The sequence below is a fragment of the Roseitalea porphyridii genome (assembly GCF_004331955.1).
Classification (GTDB): Bacteria; Pseudomonadota; Alphaproteobacteria; order Rhizobiales; family Rhizobiaceae; genus Roseitalea; species Roseitalea porphyridii.
Genome location: NZ_CP036532.1, coordinates 2,064,160 through 2,081,816 on the forward strand (window position 1 = coordinate 2,064,160; position 17,657 = coordinate 2,081,816).

Below are 17,657 nucleotides of genomic sequence, written 5' to 3' on the forward strand. Positions count from 1 at the left end.
GACCTTGATACGGAAAACGCCGGACCGGGCAATCACCGATTGGTCTTAGCGGTCATGGGCCGTCCGCGCCAGCAGCCCCGGAACGAACGACGCCCGCCGATGGCGAGCGGCGGGCGCGTGAAGGATCGTTGGGCCGGGCGGCGTGAAGGTCAGGCGACCCGGTCGATCAGCGGCACAAGGCTCGGATGAACGTCAGGCGACTCCGCCTTGATGAAACGCAGGAGCGCCTTCTCGTTCTCGTGCAGCACGCCGTCGCGACCGATACGCGCGGCGATCCAGTCCGCCTCGTTCTCGCAGATCGTTTCCGCGGCTGCATTGGCGGCGGCAAATCGCTCGTTCTTCTCGCGATAGGCGTTCTCGACGCCGGTCTTCGTCTTCACCGCATCGATGTAGCCGCGCAGGCCACCGGCGACGACGCGGCTGAAGAAGCCGGCAACATCGACGCTCGTGTCGTCGAGCCACTCCTGCCGCCGCAGGGCAACGTCACGATCGACGGCGACATGGCGTGTCGCCGCCATTAGCGAAAAGCCGATCGCCTTGACGAACAGGTCCGACCAGGCCGGATCGTTCTCGGCCTCGACGGTGCGGTCGTTGATGTCGAACAGCACCTCGGCTTCCTCGCGGGTAATCCCGGCCTGCCCGTCACCGCCGAATGCATAGAGGATACGCCGCAGCATCGCGACATCGTCCACAGTCACGACACCGGGCCTGGCCTGCCGGCCGCGCGCCAGCGGGCCGTCGCCGTCCGTGACAACATGGGCGACCTGCTGCAGCGCGAAGGCGCTCAGCCACGCGGGCATGGACTGGGCCTTTTCCATCACCCGCATGAGAAGCTCGAGTTCGGTGCGCGAGCACACGACGCCGTCGCGCGAGATCGCATCGACCAGCCATCGCGCATTGTCCTCGGAGACATAGCCGACCGGCGGCTCCTGGCCGACCAGATAGTCGCCGATCGCCTCGATGAAGAAGACGTCCCACTCCGGCGCGCGTTCACGGCACGAATTGTCGACGGCGAACAGCGCATCGGCTTCCGTCCGGCTTACGACGCCATCCCTGAAGACACCCCGCCGCAGCGCCAGCACGTCCTCGGCGGTCACCGCACCCTTCGACACGATCTCGGCCACGGGCCCGCGCAATACCAGTTCGCCCATCGTCATACCCCGTTCTCCGGACGCACTGCGCCGGTCAAAATCCCGGGGTCAGCCTAGCCGCACCGGCTTGAATTTCGGCTAAGCGACGTGGTTAAGCCAAGCTTGCGATCAACATCATGGAAGGCTCATTGCGATGAGCGATTCGGCTGACGCGCTGGCCGAGGCCTACAATGGGGCGCTCGCGCACGAAAAGGCGGGGCGACGGGACGAGGCGGCGGCGCTCTATCGGCGATGCCTCGAACTCGCGCCGTCCGATCCGTGCGGCGCGGCGATGCGGCTCGCCTCGATGGGACTGGGCCCGCCGCCCGATCGCGCCGGCGATGCATATATGGCGACGCTGTTCGACCAGGTCGCCGACCGGTTCGACCACATCCTGACCGAGGAACTTGGCTATGCGGTGCCGATGCAGGCGTCCGAATGGCTCAAGGCGCATCGACCGGGGCCCTATGACCGGCTCCTCGATCTTGGATGCGGCACGGGGCTCTCGGGGATGATGCTCGAAGACATCTGCGCCCACGCGACCGGCGTCGACATCTCCGAACAGATGGTCGAGAAGGCCGACGAGCGCGCCGCCTATGACGAACTCTACATCAACGAAGCGGTCCATTTCCTTGAAGAATGGGCAAAAAGCGCCGATCGGGCGCACGCGCCCTTCGACCTGATCGTCGCCACAGACGTGCTGCCCTATTTCGGCCCGCTCGAAGCCCTGTTCGACGGAATCGCGGCAAACGCCACCGCGAAGTGCCGCCTCGTCGTCTCGGCCGAGACCCTGCCCCAACTGGCCAGCGCCAATGCAGACTGGTCGGTAACGCCGCACCAGCGGTTCGCCCATTCGGCCACCTATCTGGAAGCGATGTGCGCCCGCGCCGGGTTCGCCGAGATCGAGCTTTGCCAGCCGATCACCGTGCGTCACGAGGAAGGCGCGCCGATCCCCGGCTTTCTGGTGATCGCGGCGACCGGTTAGCTGGGCCGGTAGCCGGCCATCATCTCGCGCTTGCCGGCAAAGCCGGGATGCTTTTGGACGATGAAGCCGGCGTTCCGCAGGTTGCGCCGCACCCAGCCGGCCGCGGTATAGGTCGCAAAGCTGCCGCCCGGCGCGGTGCGCGCGAAGACCGCGTCCATGAGTTCGGCCGACCACATGTCCGGATTGCGCGCCGGCGCGAAGCCGTCGAGATACCAGGCATCGGCGATACCCTCCCACGCCGTGACACGGTCTGGCGCGTCGCCGACATGGACCGTCAGGGTCGTCTGCTCGTCGAGCGGCCACGGCGTCGACGCCGTCGACAGGGCGGGCCAATGCGCAAGCAGGCGATCGCACAGCGGCAGCAGATCCGGCCAACGGCCGATCGCCTTGCGCAATTCGGCCGCCTGCATGGGAAACGCCTCGAACGAATGGAAGTGGAGACGCGCGCCCGGCCGCCGCGCCGCGATCCATTGGCGCCAGGTCTCAAGGGCGTTCAGCCCCGTGCCGAAGCCCAGTTCGGCGATGGTGAAGTCGCCGCCCTCGGACCAGCGGTCCGGCAGCCCGTTATGGCCGATGAAGATGTGAGCCGTTTCGGCGCGGCCATCCTCTCGGGCGTAAAAATGATCGCCAAAGCGCGCCGAAAACGGCATATCGCCGTCCGTCCAGCTCAGTTCGTCCCGGTCGAGCCCGTCACCCAATGTCCGTTTCTCCCGCTCCGTCATCGCCCGACATCGCCGTCATCGGCGGCGGCATCGTCGGGCTGTGGTGCGCTCTTGCCGCGGCACGGCGCGGCGCGCGCGTCACGCTCATCGAAAAGCGCACAATCGGCGCGGGCGCAAGCGGGGGCATGCTCGGCGCGCTGATGCCGCACCAGCCGGTGGGCTGGAACGAGAAGAAACAGTTCCAGCTCGACGGACTGCTGTCGCTCCCCGACCGCATCGCCGACCTGGAAGCGGCAACCGGGCTTTCCTGCGGCTATCACCGGGTCGGCCGGCTGATGCCCATCGCCCACCCCGAAAAGCGCCGGCAGAGCGCGCAATGGGCCGACGGCGCCAAGACACACTGGCCGGACGGGCTGGGGTGGCGGGTCGACGACGCCAACCCCGCGCCCGGCTGGCTTGCCGACACGAGCATGCCGCACGGGGTCAATCACGACACGCTGTCGGCGCGCCTCGACCCGCGCGGCCTCGTCGCCGCGCTGCGCACCGTGCTCGACGGCGATGGGCATGTCACCATCGCGGAAACCACCGCAGTAAGCGGTGTCGCACGCGACGGATCGCTTGCCCTGTCGGACGGCCGCGCGATCACGCCAGGCGCGACGATCATCGCCGCCGGAACCGGCGCATTCCCGCTGATCGATCCGGACGATCCGGCCCGGATAGGCCGCGGCGTGAAGGGCCAGGGTGCCCTCCTCCGGCCGCGGAACCCGCTCGATCCCGACCGGCCGATCCTCTACGACAAGGGCACCTACGTCATCGCCCACGAGAGCGGGCTGGTCGCCGTAGGCTCCACCTCGGAGGACGGGTTCGACGCGCCCGACACGACCGACCGGAAGCTGGACGCGCTGCTCGACACCGCACGAGACCTCTGTCCGGCGCTGGCCGGTGCCGGGATCGTCGAGCGCTGGGCCGGCGTGCGCCCGCGCGCGGCTGGTCGCGAACCGCTGATCGGCCCCCTGCCCGGCTACGCGAACACGATCGTTGCGACCGGCGGCTTCAAGATCACCTTCGCCATCGCGCACCTGATGGCCGACGCGGCGGTCGGTTTCGGGTTGGGCGACGCGCCTTCGCTCCCCGCCATCTTCCGGCCGGAGCACCGGCTCGCACCGACCGGATGAGCCGCCGCATTTCGCGCCGGACGCGCCACGCCACCGGTCCCGCTATCGGCCTTGCAAGCCCCGCGCGGCTGTGTCACCGGATGCGGCGCGAAAGGATGCGCAGATGAGCCAGCCGGCCATGCCGGGCGCCAGCACCGGCGCCGAGACCGAAACGATCCGCAAGGCCGGCCCGCTCGACATCACCGCGCTGGTGACGGTGGCGATGATCTGGGCTTCGGCCTTCATCGCCATCAAGGTGGCCGTGCCCGAGACCGGGCCGCTCTGGCTTGCCGCCAGCCGCGTCGCCATCGGTGCGCTCGTGCTCGCCCCCTATGCGCTCTGGCGCGGGCTCGTGCTGCCGCAGACACTGCGGATCTGGGCCCTCGTCATCCTGATGGCCCTTTTCAACGTGGTCGTGCCGTTCTTTCTGATCTCCTGGGCCGGGCTGACGATCGATGCGGGCATGATGGCGCTTCTGATGGGCACCGGCCCGTTCATGGCGCTGATCGGCAGCCACTTCTTCACCCATGACGACAAGATCAACGCACTCAAGCTGATCGCGGTCGCGCTCGGTTTTTCCGGCGTGTTCGTGCTGGTCGGTGGTGGCGCGCTCGGCCAGTTCGGCAGCACCTACGTGCTCGCCCAGCTTGCCACGCTCGCCGGCTCGCTGTGCTATGCGACATCGGGGCTGATCGTGCGGCGCATTCCGATGCCGCCGACGCGGCTTGCCTTCCTGACCCTGTGCATCAGCGCCGCCATCCTCATCGCCGCGGCGCTGATCGTCGATGGCGTCCCGGACGCGCTGCCCGGCGCGTCCGCGCTGTGGGCGCTGATCTATCTGGGCGCGTTTCCGACCGGCCTTGCCTATGTGATGCGTTACCAGCTCATCCGCGCGATCGGCTTTTCCACCTTCGCCCTTTCGATCTACATGATCCCGCCGTTCGGCGTTCTGCTCGGCTTCGTCATCCTGGGCGAAGCGCTTCAGCTCAAGGTGATCATCGCGCTCGCGCTCATTCTCGCCGGGCTCTATTTCGCCCGGCGCGGCAGCGGCGCCGCCGCGCCCCCAAGCGGGCCGGCGCGATGAGGATCGGGCTCTCCGAAAGCCGCGCCGCCGGCAAGCGGATCGACGCGCTGGACGTTGCCCGCGGCGTCGCGCTGGTCGCGATGGCGACCTATCACTTTTCCTGGGATCTCGACTATTTCGGCTATCTGCCGCCGGGCAGTTCGACCACCGGCGTTCTCAAGCTCTATGCGCGTTCGATCGCCTCGTCGTTCCTGTTTCTGGTCGGCGTGGGGCTCGTTCTGGCCCACGCCAACGGCATCCGCTGGCGCGCCTTCGCCCGCCGCTGGGTCAAGATCGCCGCCGCCGCCCTGCTGATCTCGGTCGTCACCTTCTTCGCCACGCCGCAGAGCTTCGTCTTCTTCGGTATCCTGCACCACATCGCCTTCGCCTCGATCGCCGGGCTGGCCTTCCTGCGGCTGCCCTGGTGGGGGTTGCTTGTGCTGGCGGCCGCCACCTTCGCGGTCACGCCGCTGCTGCAGACGCCGCATTTTGCGACGATGGCGACCTACTGGACCGGCCTGTCGTCGATCCAGCCGCAGACCAACGATTTCGTGCCGGTGCTGCCCTGGTTTGCTGCGGTGCTCGCCGGCATGGGCGTCGGCAGGCTCGTCTTCATCGCCCGGACCCCGCCGGGTGTGCTCACGCCCGGTGGCTGGACCGCGAAAAGCTCCGTCAGCCGTCTGCTCGCATTGTTCGGCCGCTGGAGCCTGACCTTCTATCTGTTGCACCAGCCGATCCTGTTCGGCCTGGTGCTCGCCTATGCGCAGGCCTTCCCCGCCGCCCGAGATTTCTCGAGCGCCTGCAACCGCGCCTGCGCGCCGCAGTTCGGCGTCGAACGCTGCATCGCCTACTGCACCTGCGCCGAAGCCGAACTGGCGGCGGCCGACAAGCTGACGCTCCTGGAGTCCGATCCCTCGCTCGCCCAGACCGACCTTGAGACATCGGCGATCATCGCCCAATGTGCGTTCGAGGCCGGCATCAACGCCAACGAACAAAGCCAATGAGCGATCGCAGCCATCCCGAAGACCGTCCGAACACGATCCCCTGGCCGCCCATCCTGCTGGTCGGCTTCATCGCGCTCGGCTTCGCGCTCGGCCGGTTCGTCCCGCTGGGATGGCCCGCCGGCATGTGGGGCGATCTGCTGACCGGGCTCGGTCTGTTTCTGATCATCCTCGCCCTGATCATCGACGTCACCGCAATGCGCACGATGGCCGCCGCGAAGACCACGATCCTACCACACCAGCGCTCCGATCATCTGGTCACGCGCGGCATCTTCCGCTTCAGCCGCAACCCGATCTATGTCGCCAATGTCATGCTGATCGCGGGCATCGGCCTGTTCGCCGGAAATGCGTGGCTGCTGCTGCTTGCGCCGGTCGACGGCCTTGCGACGCAGAAGCTGGCGATCGAGCGCGAAGAGGCGCATCTGGAGGCCCGCTTCGGCAAGACCTATCGCGACTACAAGAAGAAGGTGAACCGCTGGATATGATCCGGCGACCGCCGGCTAGGACGCAACGCGCAGTTCGGCGAGCCGGTTCAGGCAATTCTCCTCGACCTGGTCCAGTTCGGCGAGCGTTTCCTCGATGTCCTTGCGCTTCTGGCGAAGTTCAGCGCGACGTTCCTCGACCCGGGCGATGATCGTGCGCATCTGGCCCGCCTCCCCGGGCGGTTCCTTGTACATCTGGATGATCTCGCGAATCTCGGCGATCGAAAATCCCAGCCGCTTGCCGCGCATGATCTGCTTGATCAGATGACGATCACCGGGGCGGAAGAGCCTGGTCCGTCCCCGGCGGACCGGCGCGATCAGCCCCTCATCCTCGTAGAACCGCAGGGTTCGCGTCGAGACGCCGAACTCCCGCGTCAGTTCGGTGATCGTGTAGAATTCGCGCATCCGCTCCCCGGCCGCAGGCGCGATCCGGCTCCTGTTGAGAAGCCGACAGTCTAGAAACTCTTACGTAAAAGTCAATTTCGCAAGGGCGCCATTTCGGCCGCTCAGATGCCGAACCAGACCGCCGCCAGCCCCAAAAAGGCAAAAAAGCCAACAACATCGGTGACCGTGGTCACGAAGACGCTCGACGCGACCGCCGGATCGACCTTCATCCGGTCGAGAATCAGCGGCACGAAGATGCCGGCCAGCGCCGCGCAGACCATGTTGACGACCATCGCGATGGCGATGACCACGCCCAGCCCCGGCGTCCAGAACCACAGCGTCGCGACGATGCCGATGACGACGGCGAACAGCACGCCGTTCAGCAGGCCGACCAGCGTCTCGCGTCGGATGATCCGGCCGGCATTGTAGATGTCGAGTTCACGGGTCGCCAGCGCCCGGACGGTCACGGTCATCGTCTGGGTGCCCGCATTGCCGCCCATCGAGGCGACGATCGGCATCAGGACCGCAAGCGCCACCATTTCCTGGATCGTCGCGTCGAACAGGCCGATGACGAAGGACGCGAGCACGGCCGTGCCCAGATTGATCATCAGCCAGGTGAAGCGGGAGCGGGTCGTCTCGATCACCGAGTCCGACAGTTCCTCGTCGCCGACACCGCCGAGCGCCAGAATGTCCTCCTCGGCCTCTTCCTGGATCACGTCGACCACGTCGTCGATGGTCAGAACGCCCACCAGCCGCTCGTTCTCGTCGATCACGGCGGCCGACAGAAGGTCGTAGCGCTCGAAGATCTGGGCGGCCTCCTCTTGGTCCATCTCGGCGGGCACGGCATGGCGCGTCTCGCGCATGATGTCCTCGATGCGCACCTCGCGCTGCTCGCGCAGGATGCGGTCGAGATCGACCGCGCCGACCAGCCGGAACGTCGGATCGATCACGAAGATTTGGCTGAAACGCTCGGGCAGATCGGCATTGTCGCGCAGATAGTCGATCGTCTGGCCGACGTTCCAGTAGGGCGGCACGGCGACGAAGTCCGCCTGCATGCGCCGGCCGGCGCTGTCCTCGGGATAATCCAGCGAGCGCCTGAGCCTGATCCGCTCGGTGAACGGAATGCGGCCGAGGATGTCGGCCTGCTCGCCCTCGTCCATGTCTTCCAGGATGTAGACCGCATCGTCGCTGTCCAGTTCCTGCAGCGCGAGCGCGATCTGCTCGTTCGGCAGGACCGTGATGATCTCGAGCCGGATCGCGTCGTCGATATGGGTCAGCGCCGAATAGTCGAACCGGTCGCCCAGCAGCGCCACCAGTTCCTGTCGCTCGGAAGGCTCGAGCGCGGCGATCAGGTCGCCCATCTCCGATTCGTGCAGCGGCTCGGTCAGTTCGGCGAGCTGGTCCGTGTCGCCGGCCGAGACGGCGGCGCTCACCTGATCGAGAAAATCGGGCCGGATGACGCCGCTTTCGGCGTAGATGTCCGGATCGGTCGTCTGCTCTTGACTGGCCAAGTCGGCCCACCCCTTTTGACTGATCGTTCGGTCAGGTGCCGGACGCCGCACGCCCCGCCCCGCCGAGGTCTAGCCGCTCGACACGCAAATAGAAATGACGGCCGCGTCGTGCCAGCCCGATTTCGTCACCGGTGCGCGCGATGGCGCAGGGCGGCAAGCGGACCGGCGATCGTTTCGGGCACGTTGTCGATGCCCGACGTGCCGAACGGGCCGCACCGGCCGACGCGCTTGGCGGTCAGGATCGTGCCGGTCACAAGGCCATGGCGGGCGATCGCCTCGTAGCCATATTCCGAGCAGGTCGGCAGATGCCGGCACGTGTTGCCGATGAAGCCCGAAAGCGTGAGCTGATAGAGCCGGATCAGGCCGGTCCCCGCAAGCCGGCCGGGCGTCTTCGGCCAAGGCCCCTGCCAGTTGCGCGACGCGGGCGCCTTCGCTTCGGTGGGATGGGCGCACATGTCAGGCCGCGCTCGCCCGGGCCTCGATCTGGTCGAGCGCATCGAAGACCGCGTCGAACACCAGCAACGTCGAGGCATGCCGGGCGGGATAGTCCTTGACCGGCTGAAGCCAGGCCAGATCCGCGAACCGGCCCGTGGGCGCCGGGCCGCCCTCTTTCAGCATCGCTATCATCGTCTTGCGCAGGGCGCGCAGCGCATCCGCGTCGGTTCCGACGATCTCGCGGGCCATCACCGCCGAGGAGGCCTGGCCGAGCGCGCACGCCTTTACGTCCTGACCGAAGGCGGCGACCCTACCGTCATCCATCGCCAGATCGACGATCACCGTCGAGCCGCACAGCTTCGAGTGCGCCTTCGCGGTCGCATCGGGCGTTTCCAGACGCGTCGCGACCGGCGGATTGCCCGCCAGTTCGAGGATTTTCGCGTTGTAGATCTCGTCGATCATCGCATCCTGCCTGCCCTGCGCTTTCGTGCCCCACCATCGAACTGGTTTTCAACGGCACCGCGATTATATAGGAACCATGAAACGGCGCAGGCAAGTGCGCGGTGGCAGGCTCGCGAGGAGCAGTTCACCCGCGTCGGCGCAGATCCGGGAAACATGGGCAAGCAAGTGGTCCGCCAGAAGTTCCGTGCGTAACAAGACCGCTGCCCAAACAAGGAGACGAGCTATGGACGCCATCGCGCCCGCCACCGCCAACCCAGCCGACGAGCGCCCCAGCCGCGAAGAAGCCGAAGCGGCCGTCCTGACATTGCTCAAGTGGATCGGCGACGATCCGGCGCGCGAGGGTCTCAGGGAGACCCCCTCGCGCGTGGTCAAGGCCTATGAGGAGATGTTCGGCGGCTACGAAAACGACCCCGCCGACATTCTGGGCCGCACCTTCGAGGAGGTGGCCGGCTACGACGATATCGTGCTGGTCCGGGACATCGACTTCCACTCCCATTGCGAGCATCACATGGTGCCGATCATCGGCAAGGCGCACGTCGCCTACCTGCCGCACGACCGGGTGCTCGGCCTTTCAAAGATCGTGCGCGTCGTCGACATCTTCGCCCGCCGCCTGCAGACGCAGGAGACGATGACCGCCCAGATCGCCACCGCGATCGACGATGCGCTTGCCCCGCGCGGCGTCGCCGTCATGCTGGAGGCCGAGCACATGTGCATGGCGATGCGCGGCGTGCGCAAGAACGGCTCGACCACGATCACCACCCGCTTCACCGGCAGTTTCGAGGATCAGGCCTGGCAGAGCCGGTTCACCGACCTCGTCCGCCAGCGCTGAACGGCCGCTTGATCGGCGCGCCGGTCCGGCATAGATCGGCGCGATGACCAAATCCCTGCGCGAACAGTTCGACCCGCCGGTGCCCGGAAAGGGCGAAATGGAGGAAGGCGGCCGGTTTCGGCCGCGTTTCTCCGCCGACGGCCTGATCACCACGGTCGTCGCCGACGCCGATGACGGCACGGTGCTGATGGTCGCGCATATGAACGCCGAGGCGCTATCGCTGTCGCTCGAAACCGGCATCGCCCACTATTGGTCTCGGTCACGCGGCCAATTGTGGAAAAAGGGCGAAAGCTCGGGCAACCTGCAGCACATCGCCGAGATGCGCACCGATTGCGACCAGGATGTGCTGGTGGTTTCCGTCAGGACCGAAGGACACGGCGCGGCCTGCCATACCGGCCGCAAGAGCTGCTTTTACCGGCGTGTCGTGCGCAACGGGGACGGCGCGCTGGCGCTCGAATTCGACACCGCCGACACGCCGCGCTTCGACCCCGACAAGATCTACGGCAAGGACTGATCGCGCCGGTCAGGCCGACGAGGTAATGTAGTGGCGGATTTCCGCCGCCTCCTGCTCGACCTCGGCGATGCGCCGCTTGACCACGTCGCCGATCGAGATGATCCCCGCCAGTTTTCCGTCCCGCTCCACCGGAAGGTGGCGGAACCGTCCCTTCGTCATCAGTTCCATCAGCCGGTTGATCGGCATGTCCTCCGTGCAGGTGACGACGTTGCGGGTCATCAGCGCCGAAACCGGCTCGCTCAGCACGCTTGCGCCGCGCTTGGCGATCGCGCCGACGATGTCGCGTTCGGAAAGGATTCCCTTGATGCGGTGGTCGTCGTCGACGACGACCATCGCGCCGACCCTGTGCTCGCCGAGCGCCCTGACCGCGTCATGAATGTTGCCATTCTCCGAAACGGTGAAAACGTCCGGCCCCTTCTCCTCCAGAATACGGGCAACCGACATGGCACGACCTCCTCCCGCCGATCAAAGAAAAGGAGCATCGGACATCGGGCCGGCGTTGACAAGCCTTGCGCCGCTCACGCGCTCGGCGCGCGCCTGTCGAGCCAGCCGATCGCGAAGAAGCCGGTGACGAGCCCGCCGATATGCGCCTCCCATGCGATCGAGGCGCCGCCTGCAAGGCCGAACCAGTTCGCGCCCGTGGCGAGATTGATCGCCATCCAGATCAGGATGAACGGCAGCACACCGGGCTGTCCGAGCGAGGCCAAGGGGCCGAGCAGCGGACCTGCGAAACCGCGCCGCGGATGGCGCCTGTCGGCCCGGAAGCCGAACCGCGCGGCCGCCCCCAGAAAGCCGGAGACGGCGCCGGACGCGCCCAGAAGCGGTACCCAGTCGCCGAAATAGAGCGCGGTGTGCAGCGCCACCGCACCGATCGCGGCGATCACCCACAGCGCCAGCGTGCGCACCCATCCCAGCCGCCAGGCGACCGGCGCGCCGAAGGCGACGAGCCAGATCATGTTGAATGCCAGGTGCATCCAGTCGCCATGCAGGAAGGTGTGCGTGACCGGTGCAAGCAGCGTCGGCAGGTCGAGCTGGAAGAAGCCCGGCGCGTAGCGGACCGGAAAAAAGGCGAAGTTGATGATAAGCCAGCGGTCGAGGGCGCCGTCGAAGACGAGCGTCCGCGCCAGATGGACGCCGACGCACACGGCCACCAGCGCAATGATCGCGCCGTGCAGGTTGACCGGTGGTGCCGGACGGCGCCGATCATCGCCTTCGGGCGGTTGCAGTGCCCCGGAAGCGGGCGGATCGCTGTCGGTGTTCGGCTGGTCCATCGCAGTTCCCTTGGCTGCGCACATAGATATCCGACAGCGCAAAAAAAGAGGCCATCCAGGTTTCCCTGGATGGCCCGGTGAGTCCCCTGCCCACCCCGTAACCGGAAAGTCTGAGTGCTGCGGCGGAGCCGCTCCCGTTTCGACTTGGTAAATGCCAGATTAACGGCCCAGCCACAAGCAATGTCCGCCGACAGGGTTAACGCCGCCGGTCCGGCGCTGGCCCGCCCCTTGCATCGTCGACGCCATGGCGAACGCGATGCCGCGATCCGTGCCGCGATGGCACAGATCCCGTCGCCCAAGGGTGAAAGTGATACGATGCGTCAAAAGGGAACAAGGCTGGTCTTCGACTACTGGAACGATCTGCGCGACCGACGCCCGGCGCCAGCGCGCAACGAGATCGCACCGGCCGCGCTTGGCCGGTCGCTGGCCAATGTCTTCATTCTCGATGCCGGCGGACAGACGGCACGCTTTCGCCTCGCCGGCACGTGGCTGGGCTCGGTGTTCGGCCGCGAAATGACCGGCGAGCCGTTCGCGGCCCTGTTCGACCGGGACGATCGCGCGCTGATTGCCCGGCTCGTCGCGGCGGTCGCAGCCGAATCGGCCGTCGCCGTGCTCGACCTGCACGCCACCGCCGAGGGCGGCCGTGCGTCCGACCTCGAACTCGTGCTGCTGCCGCTCAGCGACGAGCCGGGACGCATCCTCGGTGCCATCCACGCCTACCGTCCCGCCTTCTGGCACGGCGCCCACCCGCTCGGACCGGCCCGGCTGACCGGGCTGCGCGTCATGGACGCGGACCGGTCCCTGTTCGGCATGCCGGGACGCCCGGCCATCGCCATGCCGCAGGCGCGGCTTGCTGAGCGGCCGCAGGCCCGCCGCCTGCTGCGCGTGATCGAAGGAAACGCCCAGCGGGACCGGCGGCGCGCGCACGACCATGACGGGCGGCCGCATCTGCGCATCGTCGGTGCGGGACGGCGCTCGTCGGACCCCGTCTGAGGGCCGCGTCCGCAGGTCGGCGAAGGGGCCGACCTGCACCATCTTGCGGGCCGGATTCTTACCCCTTGTTAACCGTTCGACCCCTAAGGTCTTCGCAGCACGACGCTTCCCGAAGAGAGATCACGATGCTCAGCGCCGCTGTTGCAGACCAGACAGGAAACGGCCCCAACCGGCGCGCCTTCCAGCGCGTCAAGGTGAACCTGCATGGTCGCTTCATGTTGCAGGACCGCTCCGAGCATTCCTGCCAGATTCTCGACATGTCACCGGCGACGGTGACGCTCTATTCGGACGCACAGGCGCGCGAAGGCGAACGGATCATCGCCTATATCGACCATATCGGCCGCGTCGAAGGCCATGTCGTACGCACCTTCGACGGCGGGTTCGCGGTCGATCTGAACACCTCGCCGCGCAAGCGCGAGAAGCTGGCCGCCCAGCTCGTCTGGCTCGCCAACAAGCATGAGCTCGACCTGCCCGAGGACCGCCGCCACGAGCGCGTCATCCCCAAGAACGCCTCGTCGATCCTGACCCTTTCCGATGGCCGGCAATATCGTTGCCGCATCGTCGACCTGTCCCTGTCGGGCGCCGCCGTTTCGATCTCGGTGCGGCCCGCCATCGGCACGCTCGTCAGCCTTGGCGGCATGCGCGGCTCGGTCGTGCGGCATTTCGACGAAGGCATCGCCGTCGAGTTCGCCTTCGTCCAGCGCCCCGAATCGCTTTCCCAGTATCTCGGCTGACGGACAGCCGGCTGCCGCTCTTTACGACGTGACATCCGCCCTCCGGGGCGGATTTTTCGTTCGGGCGCCTGCGGGATACGTTCGCGCGGAAATCCCTCCCTCTCCGATCCGTCGTTCCCCCCGGATAGCGCAGCGGATGCGACGGTAAATCATCCGTTGCACGGTCAGCCAGAATCCCGAACAAATGCGCCGCGCATTTTAGTCCTATTCTATTCTTATTCTATTCGAGCTTTATCCAAGTATAAGTAAAATATACACGCGAAAGTTCGCGTGGTGTAGATTTGTGTCTGTCATGTTGTTCGCATCAGGGAGACGGACACATGACAAATACAATCAATCATGCGCGGGGACGCGCCTGTTCTTTCACGACCAAGCCCGGAGCCCGGCGCCAGGCCGCTTCGATCGGCGTGCCGACGGCTGCGGCCCTCGCCGGCGCCGTACTGCTCGGCACCACGCTGGCCGCTCAGGCGATCACCATGCCGACGGGCGGACGCACGACCCAGCCGATCGGACACTACGAGTTCTGCCAGCGCACGCCGGGCGAATGCCGGCCGACTTCAGAGGCCGCGCCGCACGCTCTGGACCGCGCAAGCTGGGCGGCGATGATCGAGGTCAACAACCACTACAACACCACGGTGCTGCCGCTCACCGACATGCAGATCTGGGGGCGCGAGGAACTCTGGTCCTTCCCCGAGGATGTCGGTGATTGCGAGGACTTCGTGCTCGCCAAGCGGCATCGCCTCAAGGAGATGGGCTTTCACCCCTCCAACCTGCTGATCACCGTGGTGCGCCAGCCAAATGGCGAAGGGCACGCCGTCCTGACGGTGCGCACCGATCGCGGCGACTTCATTCTCGACAATCTGGTCGGCGAAATCGCCGACTGGCGCGACACGCCCTACACCTATCTCAAGCGTCAGAGCACCCGCCACGCCGGACGCTGGGAAAACATCAACGACAGTCGGACGCGCATTTCGGCGCGCTGACGACGGTTCGCCCGGTCAGTCCCCACCCACCCGTCCCCAAGACCGGGCCAGGGCCGGCTCTCGCAAGAGGGCCGGCCCAACCTTTTCGGGAAACCTGTGATCAGCCTCAGGGCAGCGGCTTGAGTTGCGCCGCGAACCGGCGCGCGTTCTCGACATAATGATCGGACGAAAGGCGAAGGCCCGCGATCGCATCGTCGTCGAGCGTGCGGGCGACACGCGCCGGCGCACCGATGATCAGGCTGTTGTCGGGAAACGTCTTGCCCTCGGTGACGAGCGCCCCGGCGCCGACAAGACAGTTCGCCCCGATCCGCGCCCCGTTCAGCACGATCGCGCCGATGCCGATCAGCGAATTGTCGCCGATCGTGCAGCCATGCAGCATGGCGCGATGGCCGATCGTGCAGCCTGCGCCGATCGTCAGCGGAAAGCCCGGATCGGTATGCATGACCGTGTGCTCCTGCACGTTCGTGCGGGCGCCGATCGTCAGCGGTTCGTTGTCCCCGCGCAGAACGCAGCCGAACCAGACGCTGCTGTCCTCGTGCAGGTCGACCCTGCCGATGACGTGCGCATCATCGGCGATGAAGGCCGGGCCGGCTCCGACAAGCTCCGGCGCCGCGTCGTCAAGTGAATAGAGTGTCATCGCGATCCCCTGCCAGGCTGGCTTCGCACACCTTTGGCAGACAACGCGGGCCGCTTCAATCAGGCGATGACGGCCAGCCGGCCGGTCTCGACCGCGACGACGCCGACGAGCCCTGCCCAAAGGGCGGCAAACACGATCGTCGTCATCGGCCAGCTCGTGCGCGCCGCGTCGGCGCGAGCCGCAAAGCCCTCGCGCAGCACCAGAACCGGCCCGCACAGCGCGAAGAACAGCGCGGCGGCGGCCGGCCCGAGCCGCGTCACCGTCGACCGGTCGAAGGCCGGCTGCATGCGCATCGCGCCCTCCAGAAAGTGAAACACGCTCAGCGACACCGCAAAGCCGACTATGACGCACGCAACCAACATGACACGACCCACCCTCGTTAACCGGGTATTAACCCCGTCCGGTTCGAGTGGTGCAAGCCCCGTGCCACCGCGGCGCGATCGCCATCAACCACGGTCTGACAATGACGCACGCCCCGTCGACGACCACGCCGGTCAGCGCACCGGACGAAGGCCCGCAGATCAGCGACGGGCTCGCCGGCCTGGCATGGCGCGCCTTCTGGGCGCTGGGTGCGCTTGCGCTGGTCTCAGCCCTGATGGTGCTGGCCGGCAATCTCTACGGGGAGCGCCTTCTGAGGGCCAATCTGAGCACTTCGGCCGAGCCGCTGCAGATCGTCATCGGCAATGACGTGCTCGACGTGCCCGAGAACATGTTCCGGCATGCCGACCAGCGCGTCGCCGGCATCACAAACCGCGCGGAACTGAAGGTTCACTGGCCGGAGCGGTCCGGCTATCGCACCGATCTGGCCGACGCGTTTTCGGACACCAGTCCCGAAACGGTACAGACCGTCCTGATCTCGATCGCCCGTCGCCAATGGCTGCTCGACATGGCCGGACGGCTCGATCTGGTCTACCAGAAGGCGATCGACCCGGCGAAGCCGCCGCGCTCGGTGCACGGCCTGACGGCGGTCGCGCTCGATCCGGCCCACGGCTATGTCGACGAAACGCTCTACTACGCCCCCTCCGCCACGAGCGCACTTCCGGTCTTCATCGCGCGCTGCAACGAGCCGGGCGCCGGCCGCGAGGCGCTGCTGCTGGCGTGCGAGACCGACCTGTTCTTCGGCGAGACGCTGGAGGTGCGTGTGCGGTTTCCGGCCACGTTTCTGGCGGACTGGGCCGAGTTCAGCGCCGAGCTTGATTCGTTGCTGGAGAGTTTTCTCGTAACGCCCTGATGGCGTTCAACCTTCCAGATCTATGTCCAGGATCGACATGGACAGATCGTACGACACCTCGCCTTCGTCCTCGATCCGCGAAATGACGCCCAGGAACTCCTCGCCCAGATAGAGTTCGGCCGAATCGCTCAGCTTGGGCCGCGCCTTGACGGCGAGCGAGGGGTTGCCGAACGTGCGACGGAAATAGGCGGTGAGCTGTTCGAGTTCGCTGGCTTTCACGGCTGCTTTCCTCCGGGACGGCATTGCATGGAACATTTCAGGCGGGACCATCCGGCGCCGCAGGCGCGGAACCGGACGGGCTCCAACTGGCACGGGGAACATCCCGGTGCAAGGCCTGCGGCCGGGGAAGCTCAGGACAGCATCTGGTCCATGGCGCGCGAGGGCTCGGCGCAGCCGCTTTCGCCGACCACCTTGGCGGGCACGCCGGCCACCGTCTTGCACGGCGGCACGTCGGCGAGCACGACCGAGCCGGCCGCCACCTTGGAGCAGTTGCCCACGGTGATGTTGCCGAGGATCTTGGCGCCAGCACCGATCAGCACGCCCGAGCCGATCTTGGGATGTCGGTCGCTGCCTTCCTTGCCGGTACCGCCCAGCGTCACCGAATGCAGGATCGACACGTCGTCGCCGATCGCGGCGGTCTCGCCGACCACGAGGCCGGTTGCATGGTCGAGGAAGATGCCCTTGCCGATCTTCGCGGCGGGATTGATGTCGGTCTGAAATTCGGACGAAGACCGGCTCTGCAGATAAAGCGCGAAGTCGCGCCGACCGTTCGAATGCAGCCAGTGGGCGAGCCGGTGCGTCTGGATGGCGTGAAAGCCCTTGAAGTAGAGCAGCGGCTCAAGCCGGCGGTGGCAGGCCGGATCGCGGTCGAAGACCGCCTGAAGATCGATGCGCACGGCCTCCGCGAAGCCCGTATCGGCGTCGAGCATCGCGTCGAACGCCTGGCGGATCAGTTCAGCCGGAACATCGGGATGGTCGAGCCGCTCGGCGACCCGGTGCGCGATCGCCTGTTCGAGGCCCGCCTGGTTCAACACCCCGGTGTGAAAGAACGTGCCGATCGCCGGATCGGTGTCGACGGCGGCCTCCGCCTCCTGCCGGATGCGGTGCCAGATCGGATCGACCGGGTTCAGCGCAGGCGACTGCCGGCGGGTCGTGTCTTGAGCCATCATGGTCTCCCAACCGAAGTAGCGTGCCTC

General features: G+C 66.8%; 23 protein-coding genes. 11 read left to right on the forward strand and 12 right to left on the reverse strand.

Annotation, left to right across the window (positions count from 1 at the left end; genetic code table 11):
- Positions 1-149: 149 nt before the first annotated feature.
- Positions 150-1,157: a hypothetical protein gene (locus tag E0E05_RS10060; protein WP_244597675.1), complete on the reverse strand. Its 1,008-nt coding sequence runs from the start codon at positions 1,155-1,157 to the stop codon at positions 150-152.
- Between the two features lie 127 nt (positions 1,158-1,284).
- Between E0E05_RS10060 and E0E05_RS10065 the strand changes: the two genes are divergently transcribed.
- Entirely contained in the window at positions 1,285-2,115 is an 831-nt protein-coding gene (locus E0E05_RS10065) for a methyltransferase domain-containing protein (RefSeq protein WP_131616590.1), read from the forward strand.
- Here E0E05_RS10065 and mnmC2 read toward each other — a convergent pair.
- Complete coding sequence (mnmC2, locus tag E0E05_RS10070) at positions 2,112-2,837, reverse strand: tRNA (5-methylaminomethyl-2-thiouridine)(34)-methyltransferase MnmC2 (RefSeq protein WP_131616591.1); 726 nt, start codon at positions 2,835-2,837, stop codon at positions 2,112-2,114. The two genes, E0E05_RS10065 and mnmC2, sit on opposite strands and share 4 nt — an antisense overlap.
- Here mnmC2 and E0E05_RS10075 point away from each other — a divergent pair.
- From E0E05_RS10075 to E0E05_RS10090, 4 genes are all read left to right on the forward strand, one after another.
- Positions 2,813-3,952 carry an NAD(P)/FAD-dependent oxidoreductase gene (locus tag E0E05_RS10075; protein ID WP_131616592.1) on the forward strand — a complete coding sequence of 380 codons (1,140 nt, stop codon included), beginning with the start codon at positions 2,813-2,815 and terminating at the stop codon, positions 3,950-3,952. The two genes, mnmC2 and E0E05_RS10075, sit on opposite strands and share 25 nt — an antisense overlap.
- A gap of 103 nt (positions 3,953-4,055) precedes the next feature.
- On the forward strand, positions 4,056-5,015 hold the full coding sequence (locus tag E0E05_RS10080; protein ID WP_244597676.1) for a DMT family transporter: 960 nt from the start codon (positions 4,056-4,058) through the stop codon (positions 5,013-5,015).
- Positions 5,012-5,998, forward strand: a complete 987-nt coding sequence (locus tag E0E05_RS10085) for an acetyltransferase domain-containing protein (RefSeq protein WP_131616593.1) — start codon at positions 5,012-5,014, stop codon at positions 5,996-5,998. The genes E0E05_RS10080 and E0E05_RS10085 overlap by 4 nt, the downstream gene beginning before the upstream one ends.
- Positions 5,995-6,480 (forward strand): methyltransferase family protein, encoded by a 486-nt coding sequence (locus E0E05_RS10090; protein WP_131616594.1) that lies wholly within the window; start codon positions 5,995-5,997, stop codon positions 6,478-6,480. Before E0E05_RS10085 ends, E0E05_RS10090 begins: the two co-directional genes overlap by 4 nt.
- Positions 6,481-6,495: 15 nt before the next feature.
- On the opposite strand, the gene E0E05_RS10095 is transcribed toward E0E05_RS10090, so the two are convergent.
- From E0E05_RS10095 to E0E05_RS10110, 4 genes are all read right to left on the reverse strand, one after another.
- The gene (locus tag E0E05_RS10095; RefSeq protein WP_039722434.1) at positions 6,496-6,882 is read right to left on the reverse strand and encodes a MerR family transcriptional regulator; all 387 of its coding nucleotides are present in this window, start codon (positions 6,880-6,882) and stop codon (positions 6,496-6,498) included.
- A 101-nt stretch (positions 6,883-6,983) separates the two neighbouring features.
- Positions 6,984-8,372 (reverse strand): magnesium transporter, encoded by a 1,389-nt coding sequence (mgtE, locus tag E0E05_RS10100; RefSeq protein ID WP_131616595.1) that lies wholly within the window; start codon positions 8,370-8,372, stop codon positions 6,984-6,986.
- Between the two features lie 125 nt (positions 8,373-8,497).
- Entirely contained in the window at positions 8,498-8,827 is a 330-nt protein-coding gene (gene yidD / locus E0E05_RS10105; protein ID WP_131616596.1) for a membrane protein insertion efficiency factor YidD, read from the reverse strand.
- A gap of 1 nt (position 8,828) precedes the next feature.
- A complete protein-coding gene (locus E0E05_RS10110) occupies positions 8,829-9,269 on the reverse strand; it encodes an iron-sulfur cluster assembly scaffold protein (RefSeq protein WP_131616597.1) in 441 nt (146 codons plus the stop codon).
- A gap of 223 nt (positions 9,270-9,492) precedes the next feature.
- Between E0E05_RS10110 and folE the strand changes: the two genes are divergently transcribed.
- Both folE and hisI read left to right on the forward strand, forming a co-directional pair.
- Entirely contained in the window at positions 9,493-10,098 is a 606-nt protein-coding gene (gene folE / locus E0E05_RS10115) for a GTP cyclohydrolase I FolE (RefSeq protein ID WP_131616598.1), read from the forward strand.
- Positions 10,099-10,141: 43 nt separating this feature from the next.
- A complete protein-coding gene (hisI, locus tag E0E05_RS10120; RefSeq protein ID WP_131616599.1) occupies positions 10,142-10,612 on the forward strand; it encodes a phosphoribosyl-AMP cyclohydrolase in 471 nt (156 codons plus the stop codon).
- Between the two features lie 9 nt (positions 10,613-10,621).
- On the opposite strand, the gene E0E05_RS10125 is transcribed toward hisI, so the two are convergent.
- Positions 10,622-11,056, reverse strand: coding sequence for a CBS domain-containing protein (locus E0E05_RS10125; RefSeq protein ID WP_131616600.1), 435 nt, complete (start codon positions 11,054-11,056; stop codon positions 10,622-10,624).
- Between the two features lie 74 nt (positions 11,057-11,130).
- Complete coding sequence (locus tag E0E05_RS10130) at positions 11,131-11,883, reverse strand: rhomboid family intramembrane serine protease (RefSeq protein ID WP_158629336.1); 753 nt, start codon at positions 11,881-11,883, stop codon at positions 11,131-11,133.
- A 315-nt stretch (positions 11,884-12,198) separates the two neighbouring features.
- On the opposite strand from E0E05_RS10130, the gene E0E05_RS10135 reads away from it, so the two are divergent.
- The 3 genes from E0E05_RS10135 to E0E05_RS10145 all read left to right on the forward strand — a co-directional run bounded on the left by E0E05_RS10135 (position 12,199) and on the right by E0E05_RS10145 (position 14,593).
- Positions 12,199-12,876: a PAS domain-containing protein gene (locus E0E05_RS10135; RefSeq protein ID WP_158629337.1), complete on the forward strand. Its 678-nt coding sequence runs from the start codon at positions 12,199-12,201 to the stop codon at positions 12,874-12,876.
- A gap of 125 nt (positions 12,877-13,001) precedes the next feature.
- Positions 13,002-13,610 carry a PilZ domain-containing protein gene (locus tag E0E05_RS10140; RefSeq protein ID WP_131616603.1) on the forward strand — a complete coding sequence of 203 codons (609 nt, stop codon included), beginning with the start codon at positions 13,002-13,004 and terminating at the stop codon, positions 13,608-13,610.
- A gap of 320 nt (positions 13,611-13,930) precedes the next feature.
- Positions 13,931-14,593 (forward strand): transglutaminase-like cysteine peptidase, encoded by a 663-nt coding sequence (locus E0E05_RS10145; RefSeq protein ID WP_131616604.1) that lies wholly within the window; start codon positions 13,931-13,933, stop codon positions 14,591-14,593.
- A 106-nt stretch (positions 14,594-14,699) separates the two neighbouring features.
- On the opposite strand, the gene E0E05_RS10150 is transcribed toward E0E05_RS10145, so the two are convergent.
- Entirely contained in the window at positions 14,700-15,230 is a 531-nt protein-coding gene (locus E0E05_RS10150; RefSeq protein ID WP_131616605.1) for a gamma carbonic anhydrase family protein, read from the reverse strand.
- A 59-nt stretch (positions 15,231-15,289) separates the two neighbouring features.
- A complete protein-coding gene (locus E0E05_RS10155; protein WP_131616606.1) occupies positions 15,290-15,592 on the reverse strand; it encodes a DUF6949 family protein in 303 nt (100 codons plus the stop codon).
- A gap of 101 nt (positions 15,593-15,693) precedes the next feature.
- On the opposite strand from E0E05_RS10155, the gene E0E05_RS10160 reads away from it, so the two are divergent.
- Positions 15,694-16,461, forward strand: coding sequence for a hypothetical protein (locus tag E0E05_RS10160; protein ID WP_131616607.1), 768 nt, complete (start codon positions 15,694-15,696; stop codon positions 16,459-16,461).
- A gap of 6 nt (positions 16,462-16,467) precedes the next feature.
- Here the strand turns inward: E0E05_RS10160 and E0E05_RS10165 are convergent, their stop codons facing one another.
- Positions 16,468-16,680 (reverse strand): DUF3126 family protein, encoded by a 213-nt coding sequence (locus E0E05_RS10165; protein ID WP_039722791.1) that lies wholly within the window; start codon positions 16,678-16,680, stop codon positions 16,468-16,470.
- A 131-nt stretch (positions 16,681-16,811) separates the two neighbouring features.
- Positions 16,812-17,627 carry a serine O-acetyltransferase gene (gene cysE, locus E0E05_RS10170; protein WP_192900398.1) on the reverse strand — a complete coding sequence of 272 codons (816 nt, stop codon included), beginning with the start codon at positions 17,625-17,627 and terminating at the stop codon, positions 16,812-16,814.
- Positions 17,628-17,657 lie beyond the last annotated feature (30 nt).

Coding starts and splice junctions, on each gene's coding strand:
- E0E05_RS10160 (WP_131616607.1), top strand. CDS start 15,694: ATGACGCACGCCCCGTCGACGACCACGCCGGTCAGCGCACCGGACGAA.
- E0E05_RS10130 (WP_158629336.1), bottom strand. CDS start 11,883: ATGGACCAGCCGAACACCGACAGCGATCCGCCCGCTTCCGGGGCACTG.
- E0E05_RS10155 (WP_131616606.1), bottom strand. CDS start 15,592: ATGTTGGTTGCGTGCGTCATAGTCGGCTTTGCGGTGTCGCTGAGCGTG.
- E0E05_RS10090 (WP_131616594.1), top strand. CDS start 5,995: ATGAGCGATCGCAGCCATCCCGAAGACCGTCCGAACACGATCCCCTGG.
- folE (WP_131616598.1), top strand. CDS start 9,493: ATGGACGCCATCGCGCCCGCCACCGCCAACCCAGCCGACGAGCGCCCC.
- E0E05_RS10140 (WP_131616603.1), top strand. CDS start 13,002: ATGCTCAGCGCCGCTGTTGCAGACCAGACAGGAAACGGCCCCAACCGG.
- yidD (WP_131616596.1), bottom strand. CDS start 8,827: ATGTGCGCCCATCCCACCGAAGCGAAGGCGCCCGCGTCGCGCAACTGG.
- hisI (WP_131616599.1), top strand. CDS start 10,142: ATGACCAAATCCCTGCGCGAACAGTTCGACCCGCCGGTGCCCGGAAAG.
- E0E05_RS10125 (WP_131616600.1), bottom strand. CDS start 11,056: ATGTCGGTTGCCCGTATTCTGGAGGAGAAGGGGCCGGACGTTTTCACC.
- E0E05_RS10065 (WP_131616590.1), top strand. CDS start 1,285: ATGAGCGATTCGGCTGACGCGCTGGCCGAGGCCTACAATGGGGCGCTC.
- E0E05_RS10150 (WP_131616605.1), bottom strand. CDS start 15,230: ATGACACTCTATTCACTTGACGACGCGGCGCCGGAGCTTGTCGGAGCC.
- E0E05_RS10095 (WP_039722434.1), bottom strand. CDS start 6,882: ATGCGCGAATTCTACACGATCACCGAACTGACGCGGGAGTTCGGCGTC.
- E0E05_RS10075 (WP_131616592.1), top strand. CDS start 2,813: ATGTCCGTTTCTCCCGCTCCGTCATCGCCCGACATCGCCGTCATCGGC.
- E0E05_RS10080 (WP_244597676.1), top strand. CDS start 4,056: ATGAGCCAGCCGGCCATGCCGGGCGCCAGCACCGGCGCCGAGACCGAA.
- E0E05_RS10060 (WP_244597675.1), bottom strand. CDS start 1,157: ATGACGATGGGCGAACTGGTATTGCGCGGGCCCGTGGCCGAGATCGTG.
- E0E05_RS10145 (WP_131616604.1), top strand. CDS start 13,931: ATGACAAATACAATCAATCATGCGCGGGGACGCGCCTGTTCTTTCACG.
- mnmC2 (WP_131616591.1), bottom strand. CDS start 2,837: ATGACGGAGCGGGAGAAACGGACATTGGGTGACGGGCTCGACCGGGAC.
- E0E05_RS10085 (WP_131616593.1), top strand. CDS start 5,012: ATGAGGATCGGGCTCTCCGAAAGCCGCGCCGCCGGCAAGCGGATCGAC.
- E0E05_RS10110 (WP_131616597.1), bottom strand. CDS start 9,269: ATGATCGACGAGATCTACAACGCGAAAATCCTCGAACTGGCGGGCAAT.
- E0E05_RS10135 (WP_158629337.1), top strand. CDS start 12,199: ATGCGTCAAAAGGGAACAAGGCTGGTCTTCGACTACTGGAACGATCTG.
- cysE (WP_192900398.1), bottom strand. CDS start 17,627: ATGGCTCAAGACACGACCCGCCGGCAGTCGCCTGCGCTGAACCCGGTC.